The 21,491-nt window shown below is 59.7% G+C and carries 22 protein-coding genes and 1 tRNA gene; all 23 read left to right on the top strand.

All coding sequences use genetic code 11. The features are described 5' to 3' along the window. Positions 1 to 24: 24 nt before the first annotated feature. The 23 genes from tpiA (at position 25) to U0004_RS21250 (ending at position 21,389) form a co-directional block, all read left to right on the top strand. A complete protein-coding gene (tpiA, locus tag U0004_RS21360; protein WP_071653666.1) occupies positions 25 to 774 on the top strand; it encodes a triose-phosphate isomerase in 750 nt (249 codons plus the stop codon). A 28-nt stretch (positions 775 to 802) separates the two neighbouring features. Then, entirely contained in the window at positions 803 to 1,213 is a 411-nt protein-coding gene (gene secG / locus U0004_RS21355) for a preprotein translocase subunit SecG (RefSeq protein WP_070255615.1), read from the top strand. A gap of 191 nt (positions 1,214 to 1,404) precedes the next feature. Then, positions 1,405 to 1,489 (top strand) — tRNA-Leu (locus tag U0004_RS21350). 177 nt (positions 1,490 to 1,666) lie between these two features. Further along, positions 1,667 to 2,026, top strand: a complete 360-nt coding sequence (locus U0004_RS21345) for an NADH-quinone oxidoreductase subunit A (RefSeq protein WP_010399734.1) — start codon at positions 1,667 to 1,669, stop codon at positions 2,024 to 2,026. A gap of 3 nt (positions 2,027 to 2,029) precedes the next feature. Next, a complete protein-coding gene (locus tag U0004_RS21340; RefSeq protein ID WP_010399733.1) occupies positions 2,030 to 2,506 on the top strand; it encodes a NuoB/complex I 20 kDa subunit family protein in 477 nt (158 codons plus the stop codon). A gap of 17 nt (positions 2,507 to 2,523) precedes the next feature. After that, the gene (locus U0004_RS21335) at positions 2,524 to 3,117 is read left to right on the top strand and encodes an NADH-quinone oxidoreductase subunit C (RefSeq protein WP_034779526.1); all 594 of its coding nucleotides are present in this window, start codon (positions 2,524 to 2,526) and stop codon (positions 3,115 to 3,117) included. Beyond that, positions 3,117 to 4,370, top strand: coding sequence for an NADH-quinone oxidoreductase subunit D (locus tag U0004_RS21330; RefSeq protein ID WP_034749992.1), 1,254 nt, complete (start codon positions 3,117 to 3,119; stop codon positions 4,368 to 4,370). The genes U0004_RS21335 and U0004_RS21330 overlap by 1 nt, the downstream gene beginning before the upstream one ends. A 12-nt stretch (positions 4,371 to 4,382) precedes the next feature. After that, on the top strand, positions 4,383 to 4,862 hold the full coding sequence (nuoE, locus tag U0004_RS21325; RefSeq protein ID WP_034779513.1) for an NADH-quinone oxidoreductase subunit NuoE: 480 nt from the start codon (positions 4,383 to 4,385) through the stop codon (positions 4,860 to 4,862). Further along, on the top strand, positions 4,859 to 6,154 hold the full coding sequence (gene nuoF, locus U0004_RS21320) for an NADH-quinone oxidoreductase subunit NuoF (protein ID WP_010399729.1): 1,296 nt from the start codon (positions 4,859 to 4,861) through the stop codon (positions 6,152 to 6,154). The genes nuoE and nuoF overlap by 4 nt, the downstream gene beginning before the upstream one ends. 22 nt (positions 6,155 to 6,176) lie before the next feature. After that, positions 6,177 to 8,510 carry an NADH-quinone oxidoreductase subunit NuoG gene (gene nuoG / locus U0004_RS21315; protein ID WP_070255612.1) on the top strand — a complete coding sequence of 778 codons (2,334 nt, stop codon included), beginning with the start codon at positions 6,177 to 6,179 and terminating at the stop codon, positions 8,508 to 8,510. Beyond that, positions 8,510 to 9,592 (top strand): NADH-quinone oxidoreductase subunit NuoH, encoded by a 1,083-nt coding sequence (gene nuoH / locus U0004_RS21310; RefSeq protein WP_070255609.1) that lies wholly within the window; start codon positions 8,510 to 8,512, stop codon positions 9,590 to 9,592. Before nuoG ends, nuoH begins: the two co-directional genes overlap by 1 nt. A 14-nt stretch (positions 9,593 to 9,606) precedes the next feature. Next, a complete protein-coding gene (nuoI, locus tag U0004_RS21305) occupies positions 9,607 to 10,095 on the top strand; it encodes an NADH-quinone oxidoreductase subunit NuoI (protein ID WP_010399726.1) in 489 nt (162 codons plus the stop codon). Positions 10,096 to 10,161: 66 nt separating this feature from the next. After that, the gene (locus tag U0004_RS21300) at positions 10,162 to 10,794 is read left to right on the top strand and encodes an NADH-quinone oxidoreductase subunit J (RefSeq protein WP_034779507.1); all 633 of its coding nucleotides are present in this window, start codon (positions 10,162 to 10,164) and stop codon (positions 10,792 to 10,794) included. Then, complete coding sequence (gene nuoK / locus U0004_RS21295; protein WP_010399724.1) at positions 10,791 to 11,099, top strand: NADH-quinone oxidoreductase subunit NuoK; 309 nt, start codon at positions 10,791 to 10,793, stop codon at positions 11,097 to 11,099. The genes U0004_RS21300 and nuoK overlap by 4 nt, the downstream gene beginning before the upstream one ends. Positions 11,100 to 11,145: 46 nt before the next feature. Continuing rightward, positions 11,146 to 13,248 carry an NADH-quinone oxidoreductase subunit L gene (gene nuoL / locus U0004_RS21290; protein ID WP_070255607.1) on the top strand — a complete coding sequence of 701 codons (2,103 nt, stop codon included), beginning with the start codon at positions 11,146 to 11,148 and terminating at the stop codon, positions 13,246 to 13,248. A gap of 29 nt (positions 13,249 to 13,277) precedes the next feature. Continuing rightward, positions 13,278 to 14,777 carry an NADH-quinone oxidoreductase subunit M gene (locus tag U0004_RS21285; protein WP_070255604.1) on the top strand — a complete coding sequence of 500 codons (1,500 nt, stop codon included), beginning with the start codon at positions 13,278 to 13,280 and terminating at the stop codon, positions 14,775 to 14,777. 16 nt (positions 14,778 to 14,793) lie between these two features. Then, positions 14,794 to 16,296 (top strand): NADH-quinone oxidoreductase subunit NuoN, encoded by a 1,503-nt coding sequence (gene nuoN, locus U0004_RS21280; protein WP_034779502.1) that lies wholly within the window; start codon positions 14,794 to 14,796, stop codon positions 16,294 to 16,296. 3 nt (positions 16,297 to 16,299) lie between these two features. Further along, entirely contained in the window at positions 16,300 to 16,623 is a 324-nt protein-coding gene (locus U0004_RS21275; protein WP_070255601.1) for a DUF2818 family protein, read from the top strand. A gap of 75 nt (positions 16,624 to 16,698) precedes the next feature. After that, positions 16,699 to 17,256 carry an NUDIX domain-containing protein gene (locus U0004_RS21270; RefSeq protein ID WP_070255807.1) on the top strand — a complete coding sequence of 186 codons (558 nt, stop codon included), beginning with the start codon at positions 16,699 to 16,701 and terminating at the stop codon, positions 17,254 to 17,256. Positions 17,257 to 17,264: 8 nt separating this feature from the next. After that, the gene (locus U0004_RS21265; RefSeq protein WP_070255598.1) at positions 17,265 to 17,960 is read left to right on the top strand and encodes a hypothetical protein; all 696 of its coding nucleotides are present in this window, start codon (positions 17,265 to 17,267) and stop codon (positions 17,958 to 17,960) included. A 12-nt stretch (positions 17,961 to 17,972) separates the two neighbouring features. Next, complete coding sequence (gene ispD, locus U0004_RS21260; protein ID WP_070255595.1) at positions 17,973 to 18,674, top strand: 2-C-methyl-D-erythritol 4-phosphate cytidylyltransferase; 702 nt, start codon at positions 17,973 to 17,975, stop codon at positions 18,672 to 18,674. A 17-nt stretch (positions 18,675 to 18,691) separates the two neighbouring features. Then, entirely contained in the window at positions 18,692 to 19,192 is a 501-nt protein-coding gene (gene ispF / locus U0004_RS21255; protein WP_070255593.1) for a 2-C-methyl-D-erythritol 2,4-cyclodiphosphate synthase, read from the top strand. 211 nt (positions 19,193 to 19,403) lie between these two features. Then, a complete protein-coding gene (locus U0004_RS21250; protein WP_070255591.1) occupies positions 19,404 to 21,389 on the top strand; it encodes a PKD domain-containing protein in 1,986 nt (661 codons plus the stop codon). Positions 21,390 to 21,491: the final 102 nt, after the last annotated feature.

The following is a 21,491-nucleotide window of genomic DNA, read 5'->3' as shown; positions in this document are numbered from 1 at the left end:
CGGGTTATTAGAATTTAGGCTACTATGCGTCGCAAACTCGTCGTCGGAAATTGGAAAATGAACGGCAGTCGCACCTCGAACGCGGTGTTATTGTCTGAAATAGTTGCTGGCCTGGCTGCCTCTGGCGCCGCCAGCGCCGTTTGTGTGCCTGCGCCGTATCTGGCGCAGTGCCAGGCGCAATTGGCAGGCACGGCGCTCGGCTGGGGCGCGCAGGATGTGTCCGCGCATGCCGGCGGCGCCTACACGGGGGAAATCTCGACCGCCATGCTGCAGGATTTTGGCTGCGGCTATGTGGTGATCGGGCATTCCGAGCGCCGCGCCTACCATGGCGAGAGCGATGCGCAAGTGGCGGCCAAGACGGTTGCCGCGCTGGCGGCAGGCATCACGCCTATCGTCTGCATCGGCGAAACGCTGGCGCAGCGCGAAGCGGGCCAGACCAATGCCGTGGTGGCGCAGCAGCTGGGCGCCGTGCTGGCGGCGATTTCCGCCGACGATGTGGCGAAACTGGTGCTGGCCTATGAGCCAGTCTGGGCCATCGGCACGGGCAAGACCGCCACGCCGCAAATGGCGCAGGACGTGCATCAGGTATTGCGCGGCCAGCTGGCGGCAAAGAATGCGGTAGCGGCCGCCGGCGTGCAAATCCTGTACGGCGGCAGCATGAAGCCGGAGAACGCAAAAGAATTGATGGCGATGCCGGATATCGATGGCGGTCTGATCGGTGGAGCAGCATTGAAGGCGGCGGATTTCCTGGCAATTATTCACGCCGCTGATTGAATTAATTTAAACTAAGAATGGAATTGCAATGAACATGATGTTCAATCTGGTAGTGGTAGTACAGGTTATTTCGGCATTGTCGATTATCGCGCTGGTGTTGCTGCAGCACGGCAAGGGCGCCGACATGGGCGCCGCCTTCGGTTCGGGCGCCTCGGGCAGCCTGTTCGGTGCGACGGGTTCGTCGAACTTCATGTCGAAATCGACGGGCGTTGCCGCCGCGATCTTCTTCGGCGCCACCCTGGCTCTGTCGCTGATGGCCAATCAGCGCGCCACCACGGTGGGCGGCGGCGTGATGGATAAAGTCGTCAAGCCAGTGCCGGTCACCGGCGCGGGCGCGATCCCGACGACGGTGCCAGCAGCCCCTGCGGCACCAGCGGCCAGCGCTCCAGCGGCGGCGGCACCGGTTGCCAGCACCCCGGCCGGCGCGATTCCGAAGTAATTCTGTATTAACTCGATACCTCATCGAGAGTAATTCTCATTACGGGCAGATTATTGCTCAATGTTTTAGCAGTGCGGCAGGAAAAAATCGTGACGCGCTGGAAGATGTAAAAATTTATCGTTTTTATCTGTGTTTTGATGCATTTGTGCATTAACTTTAGCGGCAAAGCAGAGTAGAATACGGGCCTTACCGCCGACGTGGTGAAATTGGTAGACACGCTATCTTGAGGGGGTAGTGGCGAAAGCTGTACGAGTTCGAGTCTCGTCGTCGGCACCAGAAATCAGAAGCCAGCAACGGCGCACGAGCCATGGCTCGTACAAAGTTGCTGGCTTTTTTTACGAGGATGTGTCGTTCGATCCTGGTCTTAGCTTTGATTGGGGTCGTGCGTTAGATACGCTGCAAATGATCGCAGCGTCCTCATTTAACCGATCGTTCAATATAAGCTCATCAATCGTGAACCTCGAAAATTACTTCCCCGTCCTGCTGTTCATTATTATCGGCCTTGGTGTCGGTATCGCTCCCCAGCTCCTGGGGCGCCTGTTAGGTCCTAACAAGCCTGACGCAGCAAAACTCTCCCCGTACGAATGTGGCTTTGAAGCATTCGAAGACGCGCGCATGAAATTTGATGTGCGCTACTATCTGGTCGCAATCCTGTTTATTTTGTTCGATCTGGAAACGGCATTCTTTTTCCCATGGGGCGTTGCAATGCGCGACCTGGGCTGGGCCGGTTTCGTCACGATGATGGTGTTCATCGCTGAATTCGTGGTCGGATTTTGGTACATTTGGAAGAAAGGTGCCCTTGACTGGGAATAAGCCATGGCTATTGAAGGCGTATTAAGCGAAGGTTTCATCACCACCTCGGCCGACAAGCTGATCAACTGGGCGCGCACCGGGTCTATGTTCCCGATGACGTTCGGTCTGGCCTGCTGTGCGGTCGAAATGATGCATGTGGGCGCAGCCCGCTACGATATGGACCGTTTCGGCGTCGTGTTTCGTCCGTCGCCGCGTCAGTCCGACGTCATGATCGTTGCCGGCACCCTGTGCAACAAGATGGCGCCGGCCCTGCGCAAGGTCTACGACCAGATGGCAGAGCCACGCTGGGTCATCTCGATGGGTTCCTGCGCCAATGGCGGCGGGTACTACCATTACTCCTATTCCGTGGTGCGCGGTTGCGACCGCATCGTGCCCGTCGACGTGTATGTGCCTGGCTGTCCTCCGACCGCTGAAGCCTTGCTGTACGGCATCATGCAGTTGCAGAACAAGATCAAGCGTACCAGCACGATCGCACGCTAACGGGGCCGCTTCAGATTATGACAACACATTTAGAAGTATTGCAAAACGCCCTCGGCACTGCCCTGGGCGATCGCGTTAGCACGACGGTTGCGCTGGGCGAAGTCACCCTGGTCGTCAAGGCCGAGGACTACCTGGCCGTGATGCAGACCTTGCGCGACGATCCGACCCTGCATTTCGAGCAGCTGCTCGACCTGTGCGGCGTCGACTACTCGACCTATGGCGACGGTAGCTGGGATGGCCTGCGTTTCGCGGCCGTGTCGCACTTGCTGTCGGTCAAGCATAACTGGCGCGTGCGCGTGCGCGTGTTCGCACCGGACGACGACATGCCGCTGCTGCCTTCCGTGGTGGGCATCTGGCGCGCCGTCAACTGGTACGAGCGCGAAGCATTCGACTTGCTGGGCATCCTCTTCGAAGGCCACAACGACTTGCGCCGCCTGCTGACCGACTACGGTTTCATCGGCCATCCGTTCCGCAAGGATTTCCCCGTCTCCGGCTATGTCGAGATGCGTTACGATCCGGAACAAAAGCGCGTGATTTACCAGCCCGTGACGATCGAGCCGCGGGAAAACGTGCCGCGCGTGATCCGCGAAGAACATTACGGGATGAAATAATGGCTGAGATTAAGAACTACACCCTGAACTTTGGGCCGCAGCATCCGGCCGCGCACGGTGTGCTGCGCCTGGTGCTGGAGATGGACGGCGAAGTCATCCAGCGCGCCGACCCGCATATCGGCCTGCTGCACCGCGCCACCGAAAAGCTGGCCGAACAGAAGACCTACCTGCAATCCGTGCCGTACATGGACCGTCTCGACTATGTGTCGATGATGTGCAATGAACATGCGTACGTGATGGCCATCGAAAAGATGCTGGGCCTGGAAGTGCCGCTGCGCGCGCAATACATCCGCGTCATGTTCGACGAGATGACGCGCATCCTGAATCACCTGATGTGGCTCGGCACCCACGCGCTGGACGTTGGCGCCATGGGCCCGTTCCTGTATTGCTTCCGCGACCGCGAAGACTTGTTCGACGCCTACGAGGCAGTGTCGGGCGCGCGCATGCACGCAGCCTACTACCGCCCGGGCGGCGTGTACCGCGACCTGCCGGACGCGATGCCGCAGCACAAGGCGTCGATCATCCGCAACGCCAAGGCTATCGGCAAGCTGAATGAAAATCGCCAGGGTTCCCTGCTGGACTTCATCGAAGACTTCGCGCGCCGTTTCCCGAACTCCGTGGACGAGTACGAAACCTTGCTGACCGACAACCGTATCTGGAAACAGCGTACCGTCGGCATCGGCGTGGTCTCGCCGGAAGATGCGCTGGCCATGGGCTTTACGGGCGCCATGCTGCGCGGCTCGGGCGTGCAGTGGGACTTGCGCAAGAAACAGCCGTACGAAGTGTACGACTTGATGGACTTCGACATTCCTATCGGCACCAATGGCGATTGCTACGACCGCTACCTGGTCCGCGTGGAAGAGCTGCGCCAGTCGAACCGCATCATCAAGCAATGCGTGGAGTGGCTGCGCAACAATGAAGGTCCTGTCATGACCAGCAACCGCAAGGTGGCGCCTCCGGGCCGTGTCGACATGAAGACCAACATGGAATCGCTGATTCACCACTTCAAGCTGTTTACGGAAGGTTTCCACGTGCCGCCAGGCGAGGCCTACAGTGCCGTGGAACATCCGAAGGGCGAGTTCGGCGTGTACCTGGTGTCCGATGGCGCCAACAAGCCGTACCGCATGAAACTGCGCGCGCCAGACTACGCCCACTTGCAGTCGCTCGACGAGATGGCGCGTGGGCACATGCTTGCCGACGCCGTGACCATCATCGGGACGCAAGATATCGTGTTCGGCAGTATTGACCGCTAAGAGGCAAAAAGTATGTTGTTATCAGAGCAATGCTATAAGAAAATTGACCGTGAGTTGGCCAAGTACCCGGCCGACCAGCGTCAATCCGCCGTCATGGCCGCGCTGGCCCATGCCCAGGATGAACTGGGCTGGTTGGCACCGGAAACCATGAAGGAACTGGCCGATTACATCGGCATGCCGGCGATTGCCGTGCAGGAAGTGGCCACGTTCTACAATATGTACAACGTGAAACCCGTGGGCAAGCACAAGATCACCGTGTGCACCAACCTGCCATGCGCCCTGTCGGGCGGCGTGCGCGCTGCAGACTACCTGAAGCAGAAGCTGGGTATCGATTTCCGCGAAACCACCCCTGACGGCCAGTTCACCCTGGTTGAAGGCGAGTGCATGGGTGCGTGCGGCGATGCGCCTGTCTTGCTGGTCAGTAATAAAACCATGTGCAGCTGGATGTCGAACGAGAAAATCGACGCCATGCTGGAGGAACTCAAGAAATGACGTCACTCCACAACCGCCATATCGATCCATTGATCCTGAAGGATCTGGATGGCAAGAACTGGCATTTGCAAGATTATGTGAACCGCGGCGGCTACAGTGCCCTGCGGCGTATCCTGGAAGAGAAAATCACGCCGGAACAGATCATCGCCGACCTCAAGGCTTCGTCCTTGCGCGGCCGTGGCGGCGCGGGTTTCCCTACCGGCTTGAAGTGGAGCTTCATGCCGCGCCAGTTCCCGGGTCAAAAATACCTCGTCTGCAATACAGATGAAGGCGAACCGGGCACTTTCAAGGACCGCGACATCATTCGTTACAATCCCCATGCCCTGATCGAAGGCATGGCCATTGGCGCTTACGCGATGGGCATCACCGTCGGCTATAACTATATCCACGGTGAAATCTTCCAGGAATACCTGCGTTTCGAAGAAGCGCTGGAAGAGGCGCGCGCCGCCGGTTTCCTGGGCGACAAGATCATGGGCAGCGAGTTCTCGTTCCAGTTGCATGCGCACCATGGTTATGGCGCCTACATCTGCGGCGAAGAAACGGCCCTGCTGGAGTCGCTGGAAGGCAAGAAAGGCCAGCCACGCTTCAAGCCGCCTTTCCCTGCCTCGTTTGGCCTGTACGGCAAGCCGACGACGATCAACAACACGGAAACCTTCGCGGCCGTGCCATTCGTGCTGAACATCGGTCCAGAGAAATACCTGGCGATGGGCAAGCCGAACAACGGCGGTTCGAAGATCTTCTCGATCTCGGGCGACGTGGAAAAACCGGGCAACTACGAAGTGCCGCTCGGCACCCCGTTTGCGACCCTGCTGGAACTGGCAGGCGGCATGCGCGGTGGTAAAAAGATCAAGGCCGTGATCCCTGGCGGCTCGTCCGCTCCGGTGATCCGCGGCGACATCATGATGCAGACCGACCTGGACTACGACTCGATCGCGAAAGCCGGTTCGATGTTGGGTTCGGGCGCCGTCATCGTGATGGACGAAACACGCTGCATGGTAAAGGCGCTGGAACGCCTGTCCTACTTCTACTTTGAAGAATCGTGCGGCCAGTGTACGCCTTGCCGTGAAGGCACAGGCTGGATGTACCGCATGGTGCACCGCATCGAGCAGGGGCAGGGTCGTCCAGACGACCTGGACATGCTCAACTCGATCGCCGACAACATCCAGGGCCGCACCATTTGCGCGCTGGGCGATGCGGCTGCCATGCCGGTACGGGCCTTCATTAAGAATTTCCGTGAAGAATTTGAATATCATATCGAGCACAAGCATTGCTTAGTGCCCGCATATATCTAAGCTGCGTCAGGTAACGATCACCATGGTTGAAATCGAAATAGACGGCAAAAAAGTCGAAGTCCCTGCTGGTAGCATGGTGATGGACGCCGCCAACAAATTGGGAACCTACATTCCGCACTTCTGCTATCACAAGAAATTGTCGATCGCAGCGAACTGCCGCATGTGCCTGGTCGAAGTGGAAAAGGCGCCCAAGCCTTTGCCCGCTTGTGCGACCCCGGTCAGTGCCGGCATGATCGTGCGCTCCGCCAGCGATAAAGCTGTGCAGGCGCAAAAGTCGGTGATGGAATTCTTGCTGATTAACCACCCGCTCGATTGCCCTATCTGCGATCAGGGCGGCGAATGCCAGTTGCAAGACTTGGCCGTGGGTTACGGCAAGAGCGAATCGCGCTACAAGGAAGACAAGCGCGTCGTGCAGCCGAAGGAAGCCGGTCCGCTGGTGTCCATGCAAGAGATGTCGCGCTGCATCCAGTGCACCCGCTGCGTACGCTTTGGCCAGGAAGTGGCTGGCGTGATGGAGCTGGGCATGATCGGCCGCGGCGAACACTCGGAAATCGTGTCCTTCGTCGGCCAGACGGTCGACTCCGAACTGTCGGGCAACATGATCGACCTGTGCCCGGTCGGCGCACTGACCTCGAAGCCGTTCCGCTACAGCGCCCGTACGTGGGAACTGTCGCGCCGCAAATCGGTCAGCCCGCATGACGGCCTGGGCGCGAACCTGATCGTGCAAGTGAAAGCTGGCAAGGTCAAGCGCGTATTGCCTCTGGAAAACGAAGCCGTCAACGAGTGCTGGATCTCGGACAAGGACCGTTTCTCGTATGAAGCGCTGGACAGCGCCGAACGCCTGATGTCCCCGATGCTGAAACAAGGCAACGAGTGGAAAGAAGTCGATTGGCAAACGGCGCTGGAATACGTGGCGCACGGCCTGAAAAACATCAAGCACGAGCATGGCGCTGACGCCATCGCCGCGCTGGCAACGCCGCATTCGACCGTCGAAGAGCTGGTACTGCTGCAAAAAGTGGTCAACGGTCTCGGTTCCGAGCACGTCGACTTCCGCCTGCGCCAGACCGACTTCGCACTGGACGCCGGCGTCAAGCCATGGCTGGGCATGCCGATCAACGAATTTGGCCAGATCAAGCGCGCCTTCGTCATCGGCTCGTTCCTGCGCAAGGACCACCCATTGCTGGCCACGCGTTTGCGCGCGTCCGTCAAGGGCGGCGCCAAGCTGTCGATCCTGCACGCCTCCGACGATGACCAGTTGATCACCATCGCCAACAAGATGATCGTCGCGCCTGGCGATTGGCTGGCGGCCTTGTCGGAAGTGGTCGTCGCCGTTGCCAAAGCCAAAGAAATCGCCGCGCCGGCCGGTTTTGAAGCGATCGCCGCTTCGGACGTGGCTGTCGCCATCGCCGCCAGCCTGATGGCTGGCGACCACGGCGCCGTACTGCTGGGTAACGCGGCAACGCAACACCCGCAAGCGTCGCAATTGCATGCTGCCGCGCAATGGATCGCCGAACAGACGGGCGCCAAGCTCGGCTACCTGACGGAAGCGGCCAACACGGTTGGCGCGCACCTGGTCGCCAAGCCGCGCGCCAATGTGCAAGCTGCCTTTGCCGCGCCGAAAAAAGCCTACGTGCTGCTGCACGCCGAGCCGGAACTCGACGCCGCCAACCCGCAAGCGGCCCGCGCCGCCCTGGATGGCGCCGACATGGTCGTGGCGATGTCGGCCTTCAAGCACGGCATGGATTACGCCGATGTCTTGCTGCCGATCGCTCCGTTCGCTGAAACCTCGGGCACCTTCGTGAACTGCGAAGGCCGCGCGCAAAGCTTCAACGGCACCGTGAAACCGCTGGCGGAAACCCGTCCAGCCTGGAAAGTGCTGCGCGTCCTGGGCAACATCCTGGGCCTGGCCGGTTTCGACTACGACACTTCCGAAGCGATCCGCGACGAAGCGTTTGGCGCAGGCGTGACCGATCTGTCGGCACAGCTGAACAACATCGCGAAAAACGCGCCGGAAGCGGCAAGCTACGCACCGGCTTCGCCTGCGCTGCAACGCATCGCCGACGTGCCGATCTACTTCGCCGACGCGCTCGTGCGCCGCTCCGAACCGCTGCTGCGCACGGTCGATGGCGCCGCACCGCAAGCGCACCTGTCCCTGGCGCTGGCTGACAAGCTGGGCATCAAGGCGGGCGACAAGGTCAAAGTGGCGCAAGGCTCCGGCAGCGCCATCCTGGTGGCGGCACTCCATGCCGGCCTGCCAGCCAATGTGGTGAAAGTGTCGGCGGCGCATGCCTCGACGGCTAGCCTGGGCGGCATGTTCGGTGACATCACAGTTGAAACAGCAGAGGGGAAAATCTGATGGCTCTGCCTGAATTTGTAAACGTCATCAACAGCAGCGGCCAGGATTTGCTGGGCGGCTCGTGGCCGTTCTTCTGGACCCTGATCAAGATCCTGTGCGTGCTGCTGCCGCTGATGGGCCTGGTTGCCTACCTGACCTTGTGGGAACGCAAGCTGATCGGCTGGATCCAGATCCGCGTCGGCCCGAACCGCGTGGGTCCATTGGGCTTGCTGCAGCCGATCGCCGATGCATTGAAGCTCTTGTTCAAAGAGATCATCATCCCGTCCAAGGCCGCCAAGGGCCTGTTCGTGATCGGCCCGATCATGACCATCATGCCGGCCCTGGCCGCCTGGTCGGTCGTGCCGTTCGGTCCGCAAGCCGTGCTGGCCAACGTCAACGCAGGCTTGCTGATGCTGCTGGCGATTACCTCGATGGAAGTCTACGGCATCATCATCGCCGGCTGGGCCTCGAACTCGAAGTACTCGTTCATGGGCGCCATGCGCGCTTCGGCACAGATGATTTCGTATGAAATCCCGATGGGCTTCGTGATGGTCATCGTGCTGATGGTGTCGGGCAGCCTGAACTTCATCGACATCGTCAGCGGCCAGCAAATCGGCTTCTTCGCCGACAAGGGCGTGAACTTCCTGTCGTGGAACTGGCTGCCGCTGCTGCCGATGTTCGTCATCTACCTGGTGTCGGGCCTGGCTGAAGCCAACCGTCACCCGTTCGACGTCGTCGAAGGCGAGTCGGAAATCGTCGCCGGCCACATGGTTGAATATTCGGGCATGGCCTACGCCATGTTCATGCTGGCCGAATACGCCAACATGATACTGATCGGTGCACTGGCTTCGATCATGTTCCTCGGTGGCTGGTCCGCACCATTTGCTTTCCTTGAGTTCTGGGGTGGTTTCGGCGGCTTCTTCTGGCTGTTCGCCAAGACCTTCTTCATCGTGTCGGTGTTTATCTGGGTGCGCGGTACTTTCCCACGCTACCGTTATGACCAGATCATGCGCCTCGGCTGGAAAGTGTTTATCCCGTTGACGCTGGTCTACCTGGTCTTCGTCGCTGCCTGGATGCAGACATCCTGGAATATTTGGAAGTAAGAGAGTGCATACGAATGGATAAGGTAAAAGATTTCTTCAGCAGCCTCTTGTTAGGCGAGCTGATCAAGGGCATGGCGTTGACAGGCAAGTACATGTTTTCGCGCAAGATCACGGTGCAATTCCCGGAAGAGAAGACACCGATCTCGCCGCGTTTCCGTGGCTTGCACGCGCTGCGCCGCTACCCGAACGGCGAGGAACGTTGCATCGCCTGCAAACTGTGCGAAGCGGTTTGCCCGGCGATGGCCATCACGATCGAATCGGAACAGCGTGACGACGGCTCGCGCCGCACCACGCGTTACGATATTGACTTGACCAAGTGCATCTTCTGCGGTTTCTGCGAAGAGTCCTGCCCGGTCGATTCGATCGTCGAGACGCAAATCCTGGAATACCACGGCGAGAAACGCGGGGATTTGTATTACACGAAAGAGATGTTGCTGGCCGTGGGTGATCGTTATGAAAATGACATCGCCGCTGCGCGCGCCGCCGACGCACCTTATCGCTGATGGATGCGCCGCAGCTGACCAGCTGCGGCGCGCCCCTCGTTCATCTGTACGTCTATTGGGTTTTTTATGGACTTTAAAACAATTTTGTTTTACGCCTTCGCGCTGATCTTGATTCTGGCAGCGACGCGCGTCATCACGGCCCGTAATCCGGTCCACGCAGTACTGTTCCTGGTACTGTCCTTCTTTTCCGCAGCGGGCATCTGGATGCTGCTGCAAGCTGAATTCCTGGCCATCGTGCTGGTATTGGTGTATGTCGGCGCCGTGATGGTGCTGTTCCTCTTCGTGGTCATGATGCTCGATATCAATATCGACCGCATGCGCGAAGGTTTCTGGGGCTATCTGCCACTGTCCGTGACGGTGGGCGTGATCATCGTGCTGGAAATGGCCGCTGTCCTGTGGCACGGTTTCCGCAACTTTGCGCCTAGCATCGCTCCGGTCAACGTCAACCTGGGCGGCACCAAGGAACTGGGCCTGCTGATCTACACGAAATATGTATTCGCCTTCGAGATCGCTGCCGTCGTGCTGCTGGTGGCCATCGTTGCCGCGGTCGCACTGACCCTGCGCAAACGCAAGGATACCAAGCATTTTGCTCCGGGCGATGCCGTGCGCGTCAAGCGCAACGACCGCCTGAAGATCATCAAGATGGACGCGGTCGTCGAGCGTCCTGCGGCTGAGCCGGAAGTTAAGGAGGCACCATGACATTATCGCTCACACATTTTCTGGTCCTGGGCGCGATCCTGTTCGCAATCTCGATCGTCGGTATTTTCCTGAACCGCAAGAACATCATCGTATTGCTGATGGCAATCGAATTGATGTTGCTGGCGGTGAATATGAATTTCATCGCGTTCTCCCATTTCATGGGCGACGCGGCCGGTCAGATCTTCGTTTTCTTCATCCTGACGGTTGCCGCCGCTGAGTCGGCTATCGGTCTGGCTATTCTGGTGGTGATGTTCCGTAATCTGGATACCATCAACGTCGAAGACCTGGACAGCCTCAAAGGCTGATGTTTTTCAGACTCGATCTCTCGAATAATAACGATTAAGGTTCATCATGGCGGGGCAACTCCTCAACCCTAACCTCCTTCTTGCCGTACCGCTGGCGCCGCTGGCCGGTGCCGCGATTGCAGGTTTGCTTGGCACCCAGTTCCTGGGTAATTTGGTCGGACGCAAGACGTCGCATACCGCGACGATCCTGGGCGTACTGATTGCGTTCATCCTGTCCGTGCAGACACTGCTGGCAGTGATGGATGGCGCGACATTCAATGGCACGATCTATAACTGGATGACGATCGGCACCCTGAAGATGGAAGTGGGCTTCCAGATCGATTCGCTGTCGGCGATGATGATGTGCGTGGTCACCTTCGTCTCCCTGATGGTGCACATCTACACGATCGGCTACATGAAGGACGACGAAGGCTACAACCGCTTCTTCGCCTACATCTCGCTGTTCACGTTCTCGATGCTGATGCTGGTCATGGCCAACAACTTCCTGCAACTGTTCTTCGGTTGGGAAGCCGTGGGCCTGGTTTCCTACCTCCTGATCGGTTTCTGGTACCAGCGTCCGACGGCCATCGTGGCCAACATGAAGGCTTTCCTCGTCAACCGCGTGGGCGACTTCGGCTTCATCCTCGGCATCGGCCTGTTGCTGGCCTACGCCGGCACCATGAACTACCAGGAAGTGTTTGCCAAGAAAGACGAACTGGCGCTGCTGAGCTTGCCAGGTACCGACTGGGCCCTGCTGACCGTTGCCTGCATCTGCCTGTTCATCGGCGCGATGGGCAAGTCGGCGCAGTTCCCGCTGCACGTGTGGCTGCCTGATTCGATGGAAGGTCCTACCCCGATCTCGGCGCTGATTCATGCCGCGACGATGGTGACGGCCGGTATCTTCATGGTTTCGCGCATGTCGCCGCTGTTCGAACTGTCCGACACGGCACTGTCCTTCATCCTGGTGATCGGCTCCATCACGGCGCTGTTCATGGGCTTCCTGGGCATCATCCAGAACGACATCAAGCGCGTCGTCGCTTACTCGACGCTGTCGCAGCTCGGTTACATGACCGTGGCGCTGGGTTCGTCCGCATACTCCGTGGCCGTGTTCCACCTGATGACGCACGCATTCTTCAAGGCACTGCTGTTCTTGGGCGCCGGTTCCGTCATCATCGGCATGCACCACGACCAGGATATCCGCAACATGGGCGGCCTGCGCAAATACATGCCGATCACCTGGATCACTTCCCTGATCGGTTCGCTGGCCCTGATCGGCACGCCGCTGTTCTCCGGTTTCTACTCGAAAGACAGCATCATCGAAGCCGTCGAAGCGACGCACATCTGGGGTGCTGGCTTTGCCCAGTTCGCCGTGCTGGCTGGCGTGTTTGTCACCGCCTTCTACTCGTTCCGCATGTATTTCCTCGTCTTCCATGGCAAGGAACGTTTCGGCCAGGCGCATGCGCATGGCCATGACGACCATCACGCACCGAAAGCGGCCCATGGCGCGCACGGCGATGCGCATGACGACCACGGTCATGAAGAAGAGGAAGACGACCACGCGCACCACGGTCTGGAACCTGGCCAGAAGCCGCACGAGTCCCCATTCGTCGTATGGTTCCCGCTGGTGATGCTGGCGATTCCTTCGCTGATCATCGGCTACCTGACGATCGGCCCGATGCTGCATGGCGATTTCTTCAAGGGCGTGATTTTTGTGGGCGAAAACCATCCAGCAATGGAAGAGTTGTCGCATGAATTCCACGGCGCAATGGCGATGGCGATCCACGGCCTGTCGACGGCACCGTTCTGGCTGGCATTGTCCGGCGTGGTGGCAGCCTACTACTGCTACATGGTCAACCCGCGTGTACCGGCCTGGTTCTTTGCCAAGTTCCACGCGATCCACACCCTGCTGGACAACAAGTACTACATGGACAAGTTCAATGAAGTCGTGTTCGCCGGCGGTGCCCGCTTGCTGGGTAATGGCCTGTGGAACTTCGGTGACAAGAAGCTGATCGATGGCCTGCTGGTCAACGGTAGCGCCAAGGTCGTCGCCTGGCTGTCCTCGCTGTCGCGAGTGCTGCAGACCGGCTACATCTATCACTATGCATTCGTGATGATCCTGGGCGTGCTGGGCTTCCTGATCTATTTCCTGCCATTCTGGCCCGCTAAGTAAGCTGACCTGATAAAAGAATACTGAGAACCATGATGCAGTCTACGATTTCTACACTACCTCCTTACCTGAGTCTGTCGATCTGGGTGCCGATCATTTGCGGCGTCCTGATCCTGGCTCTCGGCCGTGACAGCAAAGCGGGCTTTACCCGCTGGCTGTCGCTGGCTGGCGCCGTGCTCAGCATGCTGTGCACCTTGCCGCTGATCCAGCATTTCGACAACGCCGCGCACGGCATGCAATTCGTCGAAAAAGCACCGTGGATTGAAACCTTCAATATCTGGTACTCGCTGGGTATCGACGGCCTGTCGCTGTGGTTCGTGCCACTGACGGCGTTCATCACCGTCATCGTCGTTATTTCCGCTTGGCAAGTGATCGAGAAGCGCATCGCCCATTACATGGGCTCGTTCTTGATCCTGTCGGGCCTGATGATCGGCGTGTTCTGCGCGCTGGACGGCTTGCTGTTCTACTTCTTCTTTGAAGCAACCCTGATCCCGATGTTCATCATCATCGGTATCTGGGGCGGTTCGAACCGCGTGTACGCGTCGTTCAAGTTCTTCCTGTACACCTTCTTCGGTTCGCTGCTGACCCTGGTTGCCATCATCTACCTGCGCAATGTGTCGGGCACCTTCGACATCCTGGCCTGGCATGCGTTCAAGCTGACGATGAACGAGCAGATCTTCATCTTCCTGGCCTTCCTGATGGCGTTTGCCGTCAAGGTGCCGATGTTCCCCGTCCACACGTGGCTGCCGGACGTCCACGTGGAAGCGCCAACGGGCGGTTCCGCCGTGCTGGCCGCCATCATGCTGAAACTGGGCGCCTACGGCTTCCTGCGTTTCTCACTGCCGATCACGCCGGACGCCAGCCACTACCTGTCGGGTTTCATGATCGCCTTGTCGCTGATCGCCGTGATCTACATCGGTCTGGTTGCCCTGGTGCAAACAGACATGAAAAAACTGGTCGCCTATTCGTCGATCGCGCACATGGGTTTCGTGACCCTGGGCTTCTTCATGTTCAACGACATCTCGGTGCAGGGCGGTATCGTGCAGATGGTCTCGCACGGCTTCATCTCCGGCGCGATGTTCCTGTGCATCGGCGTGCTGTATGACCGCATGCATACCCGCAACATCGCCGACTACGGCGGCGTCGTGAACCGCATGCCGAAATTTGCCGCCTTCTTCGTGCTGTTCTCGATGGCCAACTGCGGTCTGCCTGCGACGTCCGGCTTCGTCGGCGAGTTCATGGTGATCCTGGGCGCGGTGAAATACAACTTCTGGATCGGTCTGCTGGCTGCAACGGCACTGATCTGGGGCGCGGCGTACTCGCTGTGGATGGCCAAGCGCGTGGTGTTCGGCAAGATCAAGAACAAGCATGTGGCCGAACTGACCGACATCAACAAACGTGAATTCTTCATGCTTGCTGTGCTGGCCATCGCCGTGCTCGTGATGGGTCTGTACCCAGCCCCGTTCACCGACACGATGCAAACTTCGGTTGCCGACCTGCTGCAGCATGTCGCCACCAGCAAGTTGCCTTAAATAGAAGACCGATAACATGACTAATGCACCTAATCTGGTACCGCTGTACGCGGAAATCTTTCTGCTGATCGCCACGTCGGCGCTCTTGCTGATCGATATGTTCTTGCCTGCGGCGAAGCGTTCGATCACCTATGCGCTGTCGCTGCTGACTTTGGCCGGCTGCGCCTTGCTGACCGTGGGCGACTTCAATGCGGGCACCACCGTCTACACGTTCCACAATATGTTCGTGTCGGACCCGATGTCGCAGTTGCTGAAACTGTTCTCGTACGGCGCCGTGGCGCTGACCCTGATCTACTCGCGTGCCTATGCCACCGACCGCAGCATGCTGTCGGGTAACCTGGGCGGCGAGTTCTACGTGCTGGCCCTGTTTGCACTGCTGGGCCAGATGATCATGATCTCGGCCAACAACTTCCTGATCATCTACCTGGGTCTGGAACTGATGTCGCTGTCGCTGTACGCACTGATCGCCTTGCGCCGTGACAATGCCAAGGCCACGGAAGCGGCCATGAAATACTTCATCCTGGGCGCGCTGGCCTCCGGTTTCATGTTGTACGGTATCTCGATGTTGTACGGCGCCTCCGGCACCCTGGACCTGGGCGAACTGCGCGTGGCGCTGGAAAACGGCAAGACCAACGGCACCATCATGGTCTTCGGCCTGGTGTTCCTCGTTGCCGGCCTGGCCTTCAAACTGGGCGTCGTGCCATTCCACATGTGGGTGCCTGACGTGTATCAAGGTTCGCCAACGGCCGTGACCCTGCTGCTGGGCGCGGCGCCGAAACTGGCCGCCTTCGCCATCACCCTGCGCTTGCTGGCCGAAGGCTTGCTGCCGATGGCACATGACTGGCAGCAAATGCTGCTGGTGCTGGCCGTGATGTCGCTGGCGATCGGCAACTTCACCGCGATCGCGCAAACCAACCTGAAGCGCATGTTGGCGTACTCGACCATCGCGCAAATGGGCTTCGTTCTGCTGGGCTTGCTGTCCGGTACCGTGGATGCACCGAACAACACCCTGAACGCGGCTGGCGCAGCCACCGCCTACGGCGCCTCGATGTACTACGTCATCACCTACGTGTTCACCACCCTGGGTACCTTTGGCGTGATCATGTTGTTGGCACGTAATGGTTTCGAAGCAGACGAACTGGCCGACTTCAAGGGCCTGGGCAAACGCAGCCCGATCTTCGCGCTGGTGATGACCCTGTTCATGTTCTCGCTGGCCGGCGTGCCGCCGCTGATGGGCTTCATGGCCAAGTACTCGGTGCTGGCATCGGTATTGGCCACGGGCCAGCTGTGGCTGACCATCGCTGCCGTGCTGTTCTCGCTGATCGGCGCCTTCTACTACCTGCGCGTCGTGAAAATGATGTGGTTCGACGAGCCGACGGACGGCAATGTGCTGGTCGTGCATGGCGACATGCGCGTCGTGCTGGCCCTGAACGGCGTGTTCGTCCTGGCGCTGGGTGTGATGCCTAACAGCATCCTGGCTGCCTGCGCGACCGCCATCACCAAGACGCTGGCGTCCTGACCGATGGATGTCACCGCTTCGAGCTGGCTGGTGATCGCCCTGGGCATCCTGGGCGCCAACCTGCCTTTCCTGAACGAGAAACTGTTTGCCGCCGTGCCCCTGAAAAGGGCGGCGCAAGCAGAGCAGGGCTGGCGCAAGCCGCTAGCGCTGCGCCTGCTGGAGATGGTGATTCTGTACTTCATCGTCGGCGCCGTGGCGTTCGCGCTCGAAGCACGTATCGGCAACGGTTTCCCGCAGACGTGGGAGTTCTATGCCATCACGGGATGCCTGTTCCTGGTGCTGGCTTTCCCAGGCTTTGTCACCCGCTACCTGCGCAAACGACATTAGCCCCATCGACCGAAAGCGGCGCCTCTGGCGCCGTTTTTTTTTATTGAGCATAATCAAGGTATGGATACTGAACGCATGGATATGAATTTAACTGAGACCAAGGTGGACGGCGAGCTCGTCTATCAGGGCGGCTTCCTGCGCGTGCAGCGCGACCGGGTTGCGCTGCCGGACGGCAAGATCACGGCGCGCGAATTCGTCCTGCATCCGGGCGCCGTCGTCATCCTGCCGCTGCTCGACGATGGCACCGTGCTGATGGAACGCCAGTACCGCTATCCGCTGGACCGCGTCTTCATTGAATTCCCGGCCGGCAAGATCGACGCGGGCGAGTCCCATCTGGCCTGCGCCCAGCGCGAATTGCTGGAAGAGACGGGCTACACGGCCAGCGACTGGCAATTCGTCTCCACCATCCATAACGCCATCGCGTATTCCGATGAACACCTGGAGCTGTTCCTGGCGCGCGGCCTGGTGGCCGGCGAACGCCAGCTCGACGAAGGTGAATTCCTGGAAACCTTTACGGCCACCGTGCCGCAGCTGCTCGACTGGGTCAAGGATGGCACGATCACGGACGTGAAAACCGTCATCGGCATCTTCTGGCTCGACAAGATCACCAGCGGCGCCTGGCAACCGGCCTGATTCCGCACATGCGCGCGGCTCTCTTTTTGCTGTTGGCATTTGCCAGCCTGGGCGCGCACGGGGCCGCGCGCACGCCGTTCCAGGTGCGCTGCGAAGACACGATCAGCAAGACGGTGTCCGTGCTGACGGCGCAGCAGAATGGCTACAGCATCGACACGCATCTGCCGTACAAGGCCCTGACCGTCATGAAGGGCACGGCGCGCGCCAATACCTGGGTACTCGGATTGACGAAGACGGATTCGCGCGTGGCCATCGCCCTGGCCGGTCCCATGCTGCAAGACCCGGCCAGCGGCTATGAATGCGTGGCGCCGCAGATTACCGTGTCCCTTACGTATGCGCCCGTGGTGATCTATATCGGCCGCGAGTTTGCCCCCGGCACTTGCGCGTATGATGAGATACTCGCGCACGAGCTGCGGCACATGAGGACCTATATGGAACATTTGCCGCGCGTGGAAAAGACCGTGCGCGCGGCGCTGGCCAAACGCTTCGAGGCACGGCCCCTGTATGCGCCCAGCGGCACGGCCAAGGCGGCGCTGGCGCGCGAGATCGACACGGGCTGGTTGCCGTATATCAAGGCTGAAATGCGCAAGGTGGAAACCTTGCAGGCGGCCATCGATTCTCCACAAGAATATGCGCGTCTGGGCAAGGCGTGCAAGGGCGAAATCCAGAACATCCTGGCGGGCAAGGCAGCGCCCGCCAACTAGACAAGGAATGGCATGACAGCAGCACCGAACACCGTCCGTTATTTTGCGCTGATCCCTGCCGCCGGCGTGGGCACGCGCATGGAAGCGGGCAGTCCCAAGCAATATTTACCTATCGCCGGCAAACCCATGCTGCGCCACGCGCTCGACGCCTTTCTCGCCAGCCCCCTGATCGCGCACACGTATGTCGTCGTCAGCGCGGAGGATAGCGTGATCGACACGGTCGTGCCGGAGCAGGGCGTCACTGTGCTGCGCTGCGGCGGCGCCACGCGCATGGAGACGATCCTGAATGGCTTGCAGGCCGTGCACGGCAGCATCGGTGCCCACGACCAGGTGCTGGTGCACGACGCGGCGCGTCCCGGCCTGACGCCGGCCCTGATCGAAAAGCTCATCGGCGAGGTGGGCGACCACCCGGCCGGCGGCCTGTTGGCCTTGCCCGTGGTCGATACCGTCAAGCGGGCGGGGCCGGACGGCCTGTCGGCGCAGACGGTGCCGCGCGATCATCTATGGCTGGCGCAGACGCCGCAAATGTTCAGCTATGCCTTGCTGCACCGGGCCTTATCCGAAGCGCCCGACCCGCAAGCGATTACGGACGACGCCAGCGCCGTCGAAGCGCTGGGCCTGGCGCCCAGGCTGGTTGAAGGCCACCCGCGCAACCTGAAGGTGACCTTGCCGCGCGACATATACACGGCCGAGCTGTATTTGGCCAACCCTTGAATTCCAGAGAGACCCGCATGAACACAACGACTCCCGTACTGCCTGTCCGCATCGGCCAGGGCTATGACTGCCACGCGCTGGTGGAAAACCGCGACCTGATCATCGGCGGCGTGAAAATCCCCCATCACCTGGGCTTGCTCGGCCATTCCGATGCGGACGTATTGCTGCACGCGATCACGGACGCCATCTTCGGCGCCGCCGCGCTGGGCGACATCGGCCGCCATTTTCCCGACACGGACGCGCAGTTCAAGGGCGCCGATTCGCGCACCTTGCTGCGCGAAGCCGTGCGCCGCGTGCAAGCGACCGGTTATATCATCGGCAATATCGACGCCACCATCATTGCCCAGCGCCCGAAGATGGCGCCGCACATCGCCGCCATGTGCGCCAACGTGGCCGAAGACCTGGGCGTGAGTGTGGGCCAGGTCAACATCAAGGCCAAGACGAATGAAAAACTGGGCTACCTGGGCCGTGAAGAAGGCATCGCGGCCGAAGCCGTGGCCTTGCTGCTGCGCGCCTGAGCGTACCCGGCAGCTCCTTTTTAAGGATTCCTGAAAATTAATATTTCCAAATTGAAATTTGGTGAAAATTTAACGTTATTGTCATGATAATATTTGTCCGCTTTTTCGGACGCGACAAGACGTCACTTTATAACCACGGGAAATATTGAAAGAACGGAATCATATGCGTAGTCGTATGCAGGGACCAGCCGCGCGCTGGTTGGGAGCGGGTATGTTGGCCATGGCCATGCTGGCCGGGTGTGGCGGTGGAGGCGGTGGCAGTGAAACTGCGGCGCCGCCGCCCGTGGCGGCCGTGCCGCAGCCGGCCATCCTGTTTGCCGGTGCCGTGTCGGCGGCGGCAGAAGGTGCCGATGCCGTCGGCAGCATGGGTGGACAGATTGAACTCGATGCCGGTAGCAGCAAGGATAGCGACGGCGGGACGCTGAGCTTTGCCTGGAGCATGGTCTCGAAACCTGCCGGCAGCGGCTTGAACATGGGCGCCGTCTCGACCCCGAAACTGAACTTCCAGCCCGACGCGCTGGGCACCTATGTCTTCAAGCTGCGCGTGACGAATGGCAAGGGCGGTTTTGCGGAAAAGAATGCCACCGTGCTGGTGAATAACCGGGTGCCGAATGCGGTGCTGGTGGTCAATGCGACGTTTACGGCGCAGCCGCTCGTCAAGGATGCCGTGAGTGTCTCGGCAGGCTCCGGCATCGTGCTTGATGCCACGGGCAGCGTCGATATCGACGGCGACAAGGTAACCACGACGTGGGAACTGATCCAGAAGCCGGCCGGCAGTACGTCCCTGCTGTTTGTCAGCGGTCAAACGGCGCGTTTCTCGCCCGATGTGCTGGGCCTGTACAAAGTGCGTGCCCGCGGTGCGGACGGCAAGGGCGCGTATGCCGAAACGGTGTACCTGTTCGATGCCAACAACAGCATGCCGATGGGCGTGATCCAAGGCACGGTCGCGGTGGTCAGCCGCAACAACCAGACCGTCCCCGTCGGCCAGCCGCTGGTCACCAGCGGCATCCTCAGTTATGACGAGGGTGGCGCTCCCCTGAGCTATGCCTGGGCGGTCGATACCCGTCCCGCCGGTTCTGTCGCGGCGGTGGGCGCAGCGACGGCGGCGATTCCTGCATTTACACCGGACGTGGCTGGCGCTTACGTGCTGTCGCTGACAGTGAGCAATGGCCGCCAGACGGCGATCGCTTACCTGAAATTCAATGCGCTCACGTCGACTTCGAGTGTGGTCGCATTGCCGTTCAAGCCGGTTGAGATGCGTTATAGCCTGGCTACCGACCGCCTTGTCGTCGTCACTGCCGAGCCGTACACCGTCAAAGTCATCAATCCGGTTAACGGCGCGACCAGCAGCGTTGATCTGCCGACAGCGGTCAAGGCCCTCAATCTGAGTCCGGATGGCAAGCTGGCCGCTGTGTTGCATGATGGCGTGGTCAGTCTGGTGGATCTGGTGTCGGGGAGCCTGTTGAAATCGACCGGCACCGGTGGCACGCAGACGGAGGTATTCGTTACCAATGCTGGCGTGGTATTTCTCTCGGGCCAATCGATTGGTCCATCCGCGCGGCCCGCTGTTGCTGTTATTAACGCACGTACGGGACAGGCATTGCCTTCGCTTGATTTTGCCAATGGCGGTTTCTATGGCGCTCTGCGCGGCGTATTTGCAGCATCGAAGGACAAGGTCTTTCTCTCGCAGGGCAATTACTCAACGCTCTCGTATTTCACCTTTGACCCGCAAACGCATGCCATCCTCACTAACGGCGCTGTCTATGGCGACTATTACATTTCGTCACCGTTCTTCCTGTCGCCGAAGGAAGATATTTTGTTTACCGGAAACGGTACCTACTTTAATGCCGACACGCTGCAATACATGGGGCGCTTTACCTTCGGCTCAAGCAGCAGCGGCACCAGCAGCATGCAATCGATGACTTATTCGCCCACCAAAGCGGAAGTGCTGCTGATGGAAAGTTCGTTTGAGTACGCTTATCCAGGCTACGATACGGTATATCAGGGCAGTTACAAGAAATATAGCGGTGAATTGCTCTTCCCAGCAGGCAGCGTCAGCCTGCCGGTGATTGGCGGCGAGCAAAGTTATGGCATCGGCATCTTCCATACGGCCGCCGGCGATCCGGTGGCGCTGGTGCAGACGGGCGGCGCGCAGAAAACCACCGCGCGCCCGAAATACTATCTGGTGTATCGCTGATGGCATGAGAACGGCGGCGCGTCCGCCGTGCAATCTGTGCTATTTTTAAAGGCGGCGCGATGGCAAAGACCATCGCGGCCGCCTTTTTTATTGACGACACAG

Origin of the sequence: Janthinobacterium lividum (assembly GCF_034424625.1) — a bacterium.
Lineage (GTDB): Bacteria > Pseudomonadota > Gammaproteobacteria > Burkholderiales > Burkholderiaceae_D > Janthinobacterium > Janthinobacterium lividum.
The sequence above is the reverse complement of the archived record's forward strand: the minus strand, read 5'-3'. Positions and strand labels throughout refer to the sequence as shown.

What these genes read in the sequence shown, in the direction of transcription:
- tpiA (WP_071653666.1), top strand. Translation starts at nt 25, where the DNA reads ATGCGTCGCAAACTCGTCGTCGGAAATTGGAAAATGAACGGCAGTCGC.
- secG (WP_070255615.1), top strand. Translation starts at nt 803, where the DNA reads ATGAACATGATGTTCAATCTGGTAGTGGTAGTACAGGTTATTTCGGCA.
- U0004_RS21340 (WP_010399733.1), top strand. Translation starts at nt 2,030, where the DNA reads ATGGCTATTGAAGGCGTATTAAGCGAAGGTTTCATCACCACCTCGGCC.
- U0004_RS21335 (WP_034779526.1), top strand. Translation starts at nt 2,524, where the DNA reads ATGACAACACATTTAGAAGTATTGCAAAACGCCCTCGGCACTGCCCTG.
- U0004_RS21330 (WP_034749992.1), top strand. Translation starts at nt 3,117, where the DNA reads ATGGCTGAGATTAAGAACTACACCCTGAACTTTGGGCCGCAGCATCCG.
- nuoE (WP_034779513.1), top strand. Translation starts at nt 4,383, where the DNA reads ATGTTGTTATCAGAGCAATGCTATAAGAAAATTGACCGTGAGTTGGCC.
- nuoF (WP_010399729.1), top strand. Translation starts at nt 4,859, where the DNA reads ATGACGTCACTCCACAACCGCCATATCGATCCATTGATCCTGAAGGAT.
- nuoG (WP_070255612.1), top strand. Translation starts at nt 6,177, where the DNA reads ATGGTTGAAATCGAAATAGACGGCAAAAAAGTCGAAGTCCCTGCTGGT.
- nuoH (WP_070255609.1), top strand. Translation starts at nt 8,510, where the DNA reads ATGGCTCTGCCTGAATTTGTAAACGTCATCAACAGCAGCGGCCAGGAT.
- nuoI (WP_010399726.1), top strand. Translation starts at nt 9,607, where the DNA reads ATGGATAAGGTAAAAGATTTCTTCAGCAGCCTCTTGTTAGGCGAGCTG.
- U0004_RS21300 (WP_034779507.1), top strand. Translation starts at nt 10,162, where the DNA reads ATGGACTTTAAAACAATTTTGTTTTACGCCTTCGCGCTGATCTTGATT.
- nuoK (WP_010399724.1), top strand. Translation starts at nt 10,791, where the DNA reads ATGACATTATCGCTCACACATTTTCTGGTCCTGGGCGCGATCCTGTTC.
- nuoL (WP_070255607.1), top strand. Translation starts at nt 11,146, where the DNA reads ATGGCGGGGCAACTCCTCAACCCTAACCTCCTTCTTGCCGTACCGCTG.
- U0004_RS21285 (WP_070255604.1), top strand. Translation starts at nt 13,278, where the DNA reads ATGATGCAGTCTACGATTTCTACACTACCTCCTTACCTGAGTCTGTCG.
- nuoN (WP_034779502.1), top strand. Translation starts at nt 14,794, where the DNA reads ATGACTAATGCACCTAATCTGGTACCGCTGTACGCGGAAATCTTTCTG.
- U0004_RS21275 (WP_070255601.1), top strand. Translation starts at nt 16,300, where the DNA reads ATGGATGTCACCGCTTCGAGCTGGCTGGTGATCGCCCTGGGCATCCTG.
- U0004_RS21270 (WP_070255807.1), top strand. Translation starts at nt 16,699, where the DNA reads ATGGATATGAATTTAACTGAGACCAAGGTGGACGGCGAGCTCGTCTAT.
- U0004_RS21265 (WP_070255598.1), top strand. Translation starts at nt 17,265, where the DNA reads ATGCGCGCGGCTCTCTTTTTGCTGTTGGCATTTGCCAGCCTGGGCGCG.
- ispD (WP_070255595.1), top strand. Translation starts at nt 17,973, where the DNA reads ATGACAGCAGCACCGAACACCGTCCGTTATTTTGCGCTGATCCCTGCC.
- ispF (WP_070255593.1), top strand. Translation starts at nt 18,692, where the DNA reads ATGAACACAACGACTCCCGTACTGCCTGTCCGCATCGGCCAGGGCTAT.
- U0004_RS21250 (WP_070255591.1), top strand. Translation starts at nt 19,404, where the DNA reads ATGTTGGCCATGGCCATGCTGGCCGGGTGTGGCGGTGGAGGCGGTGGC.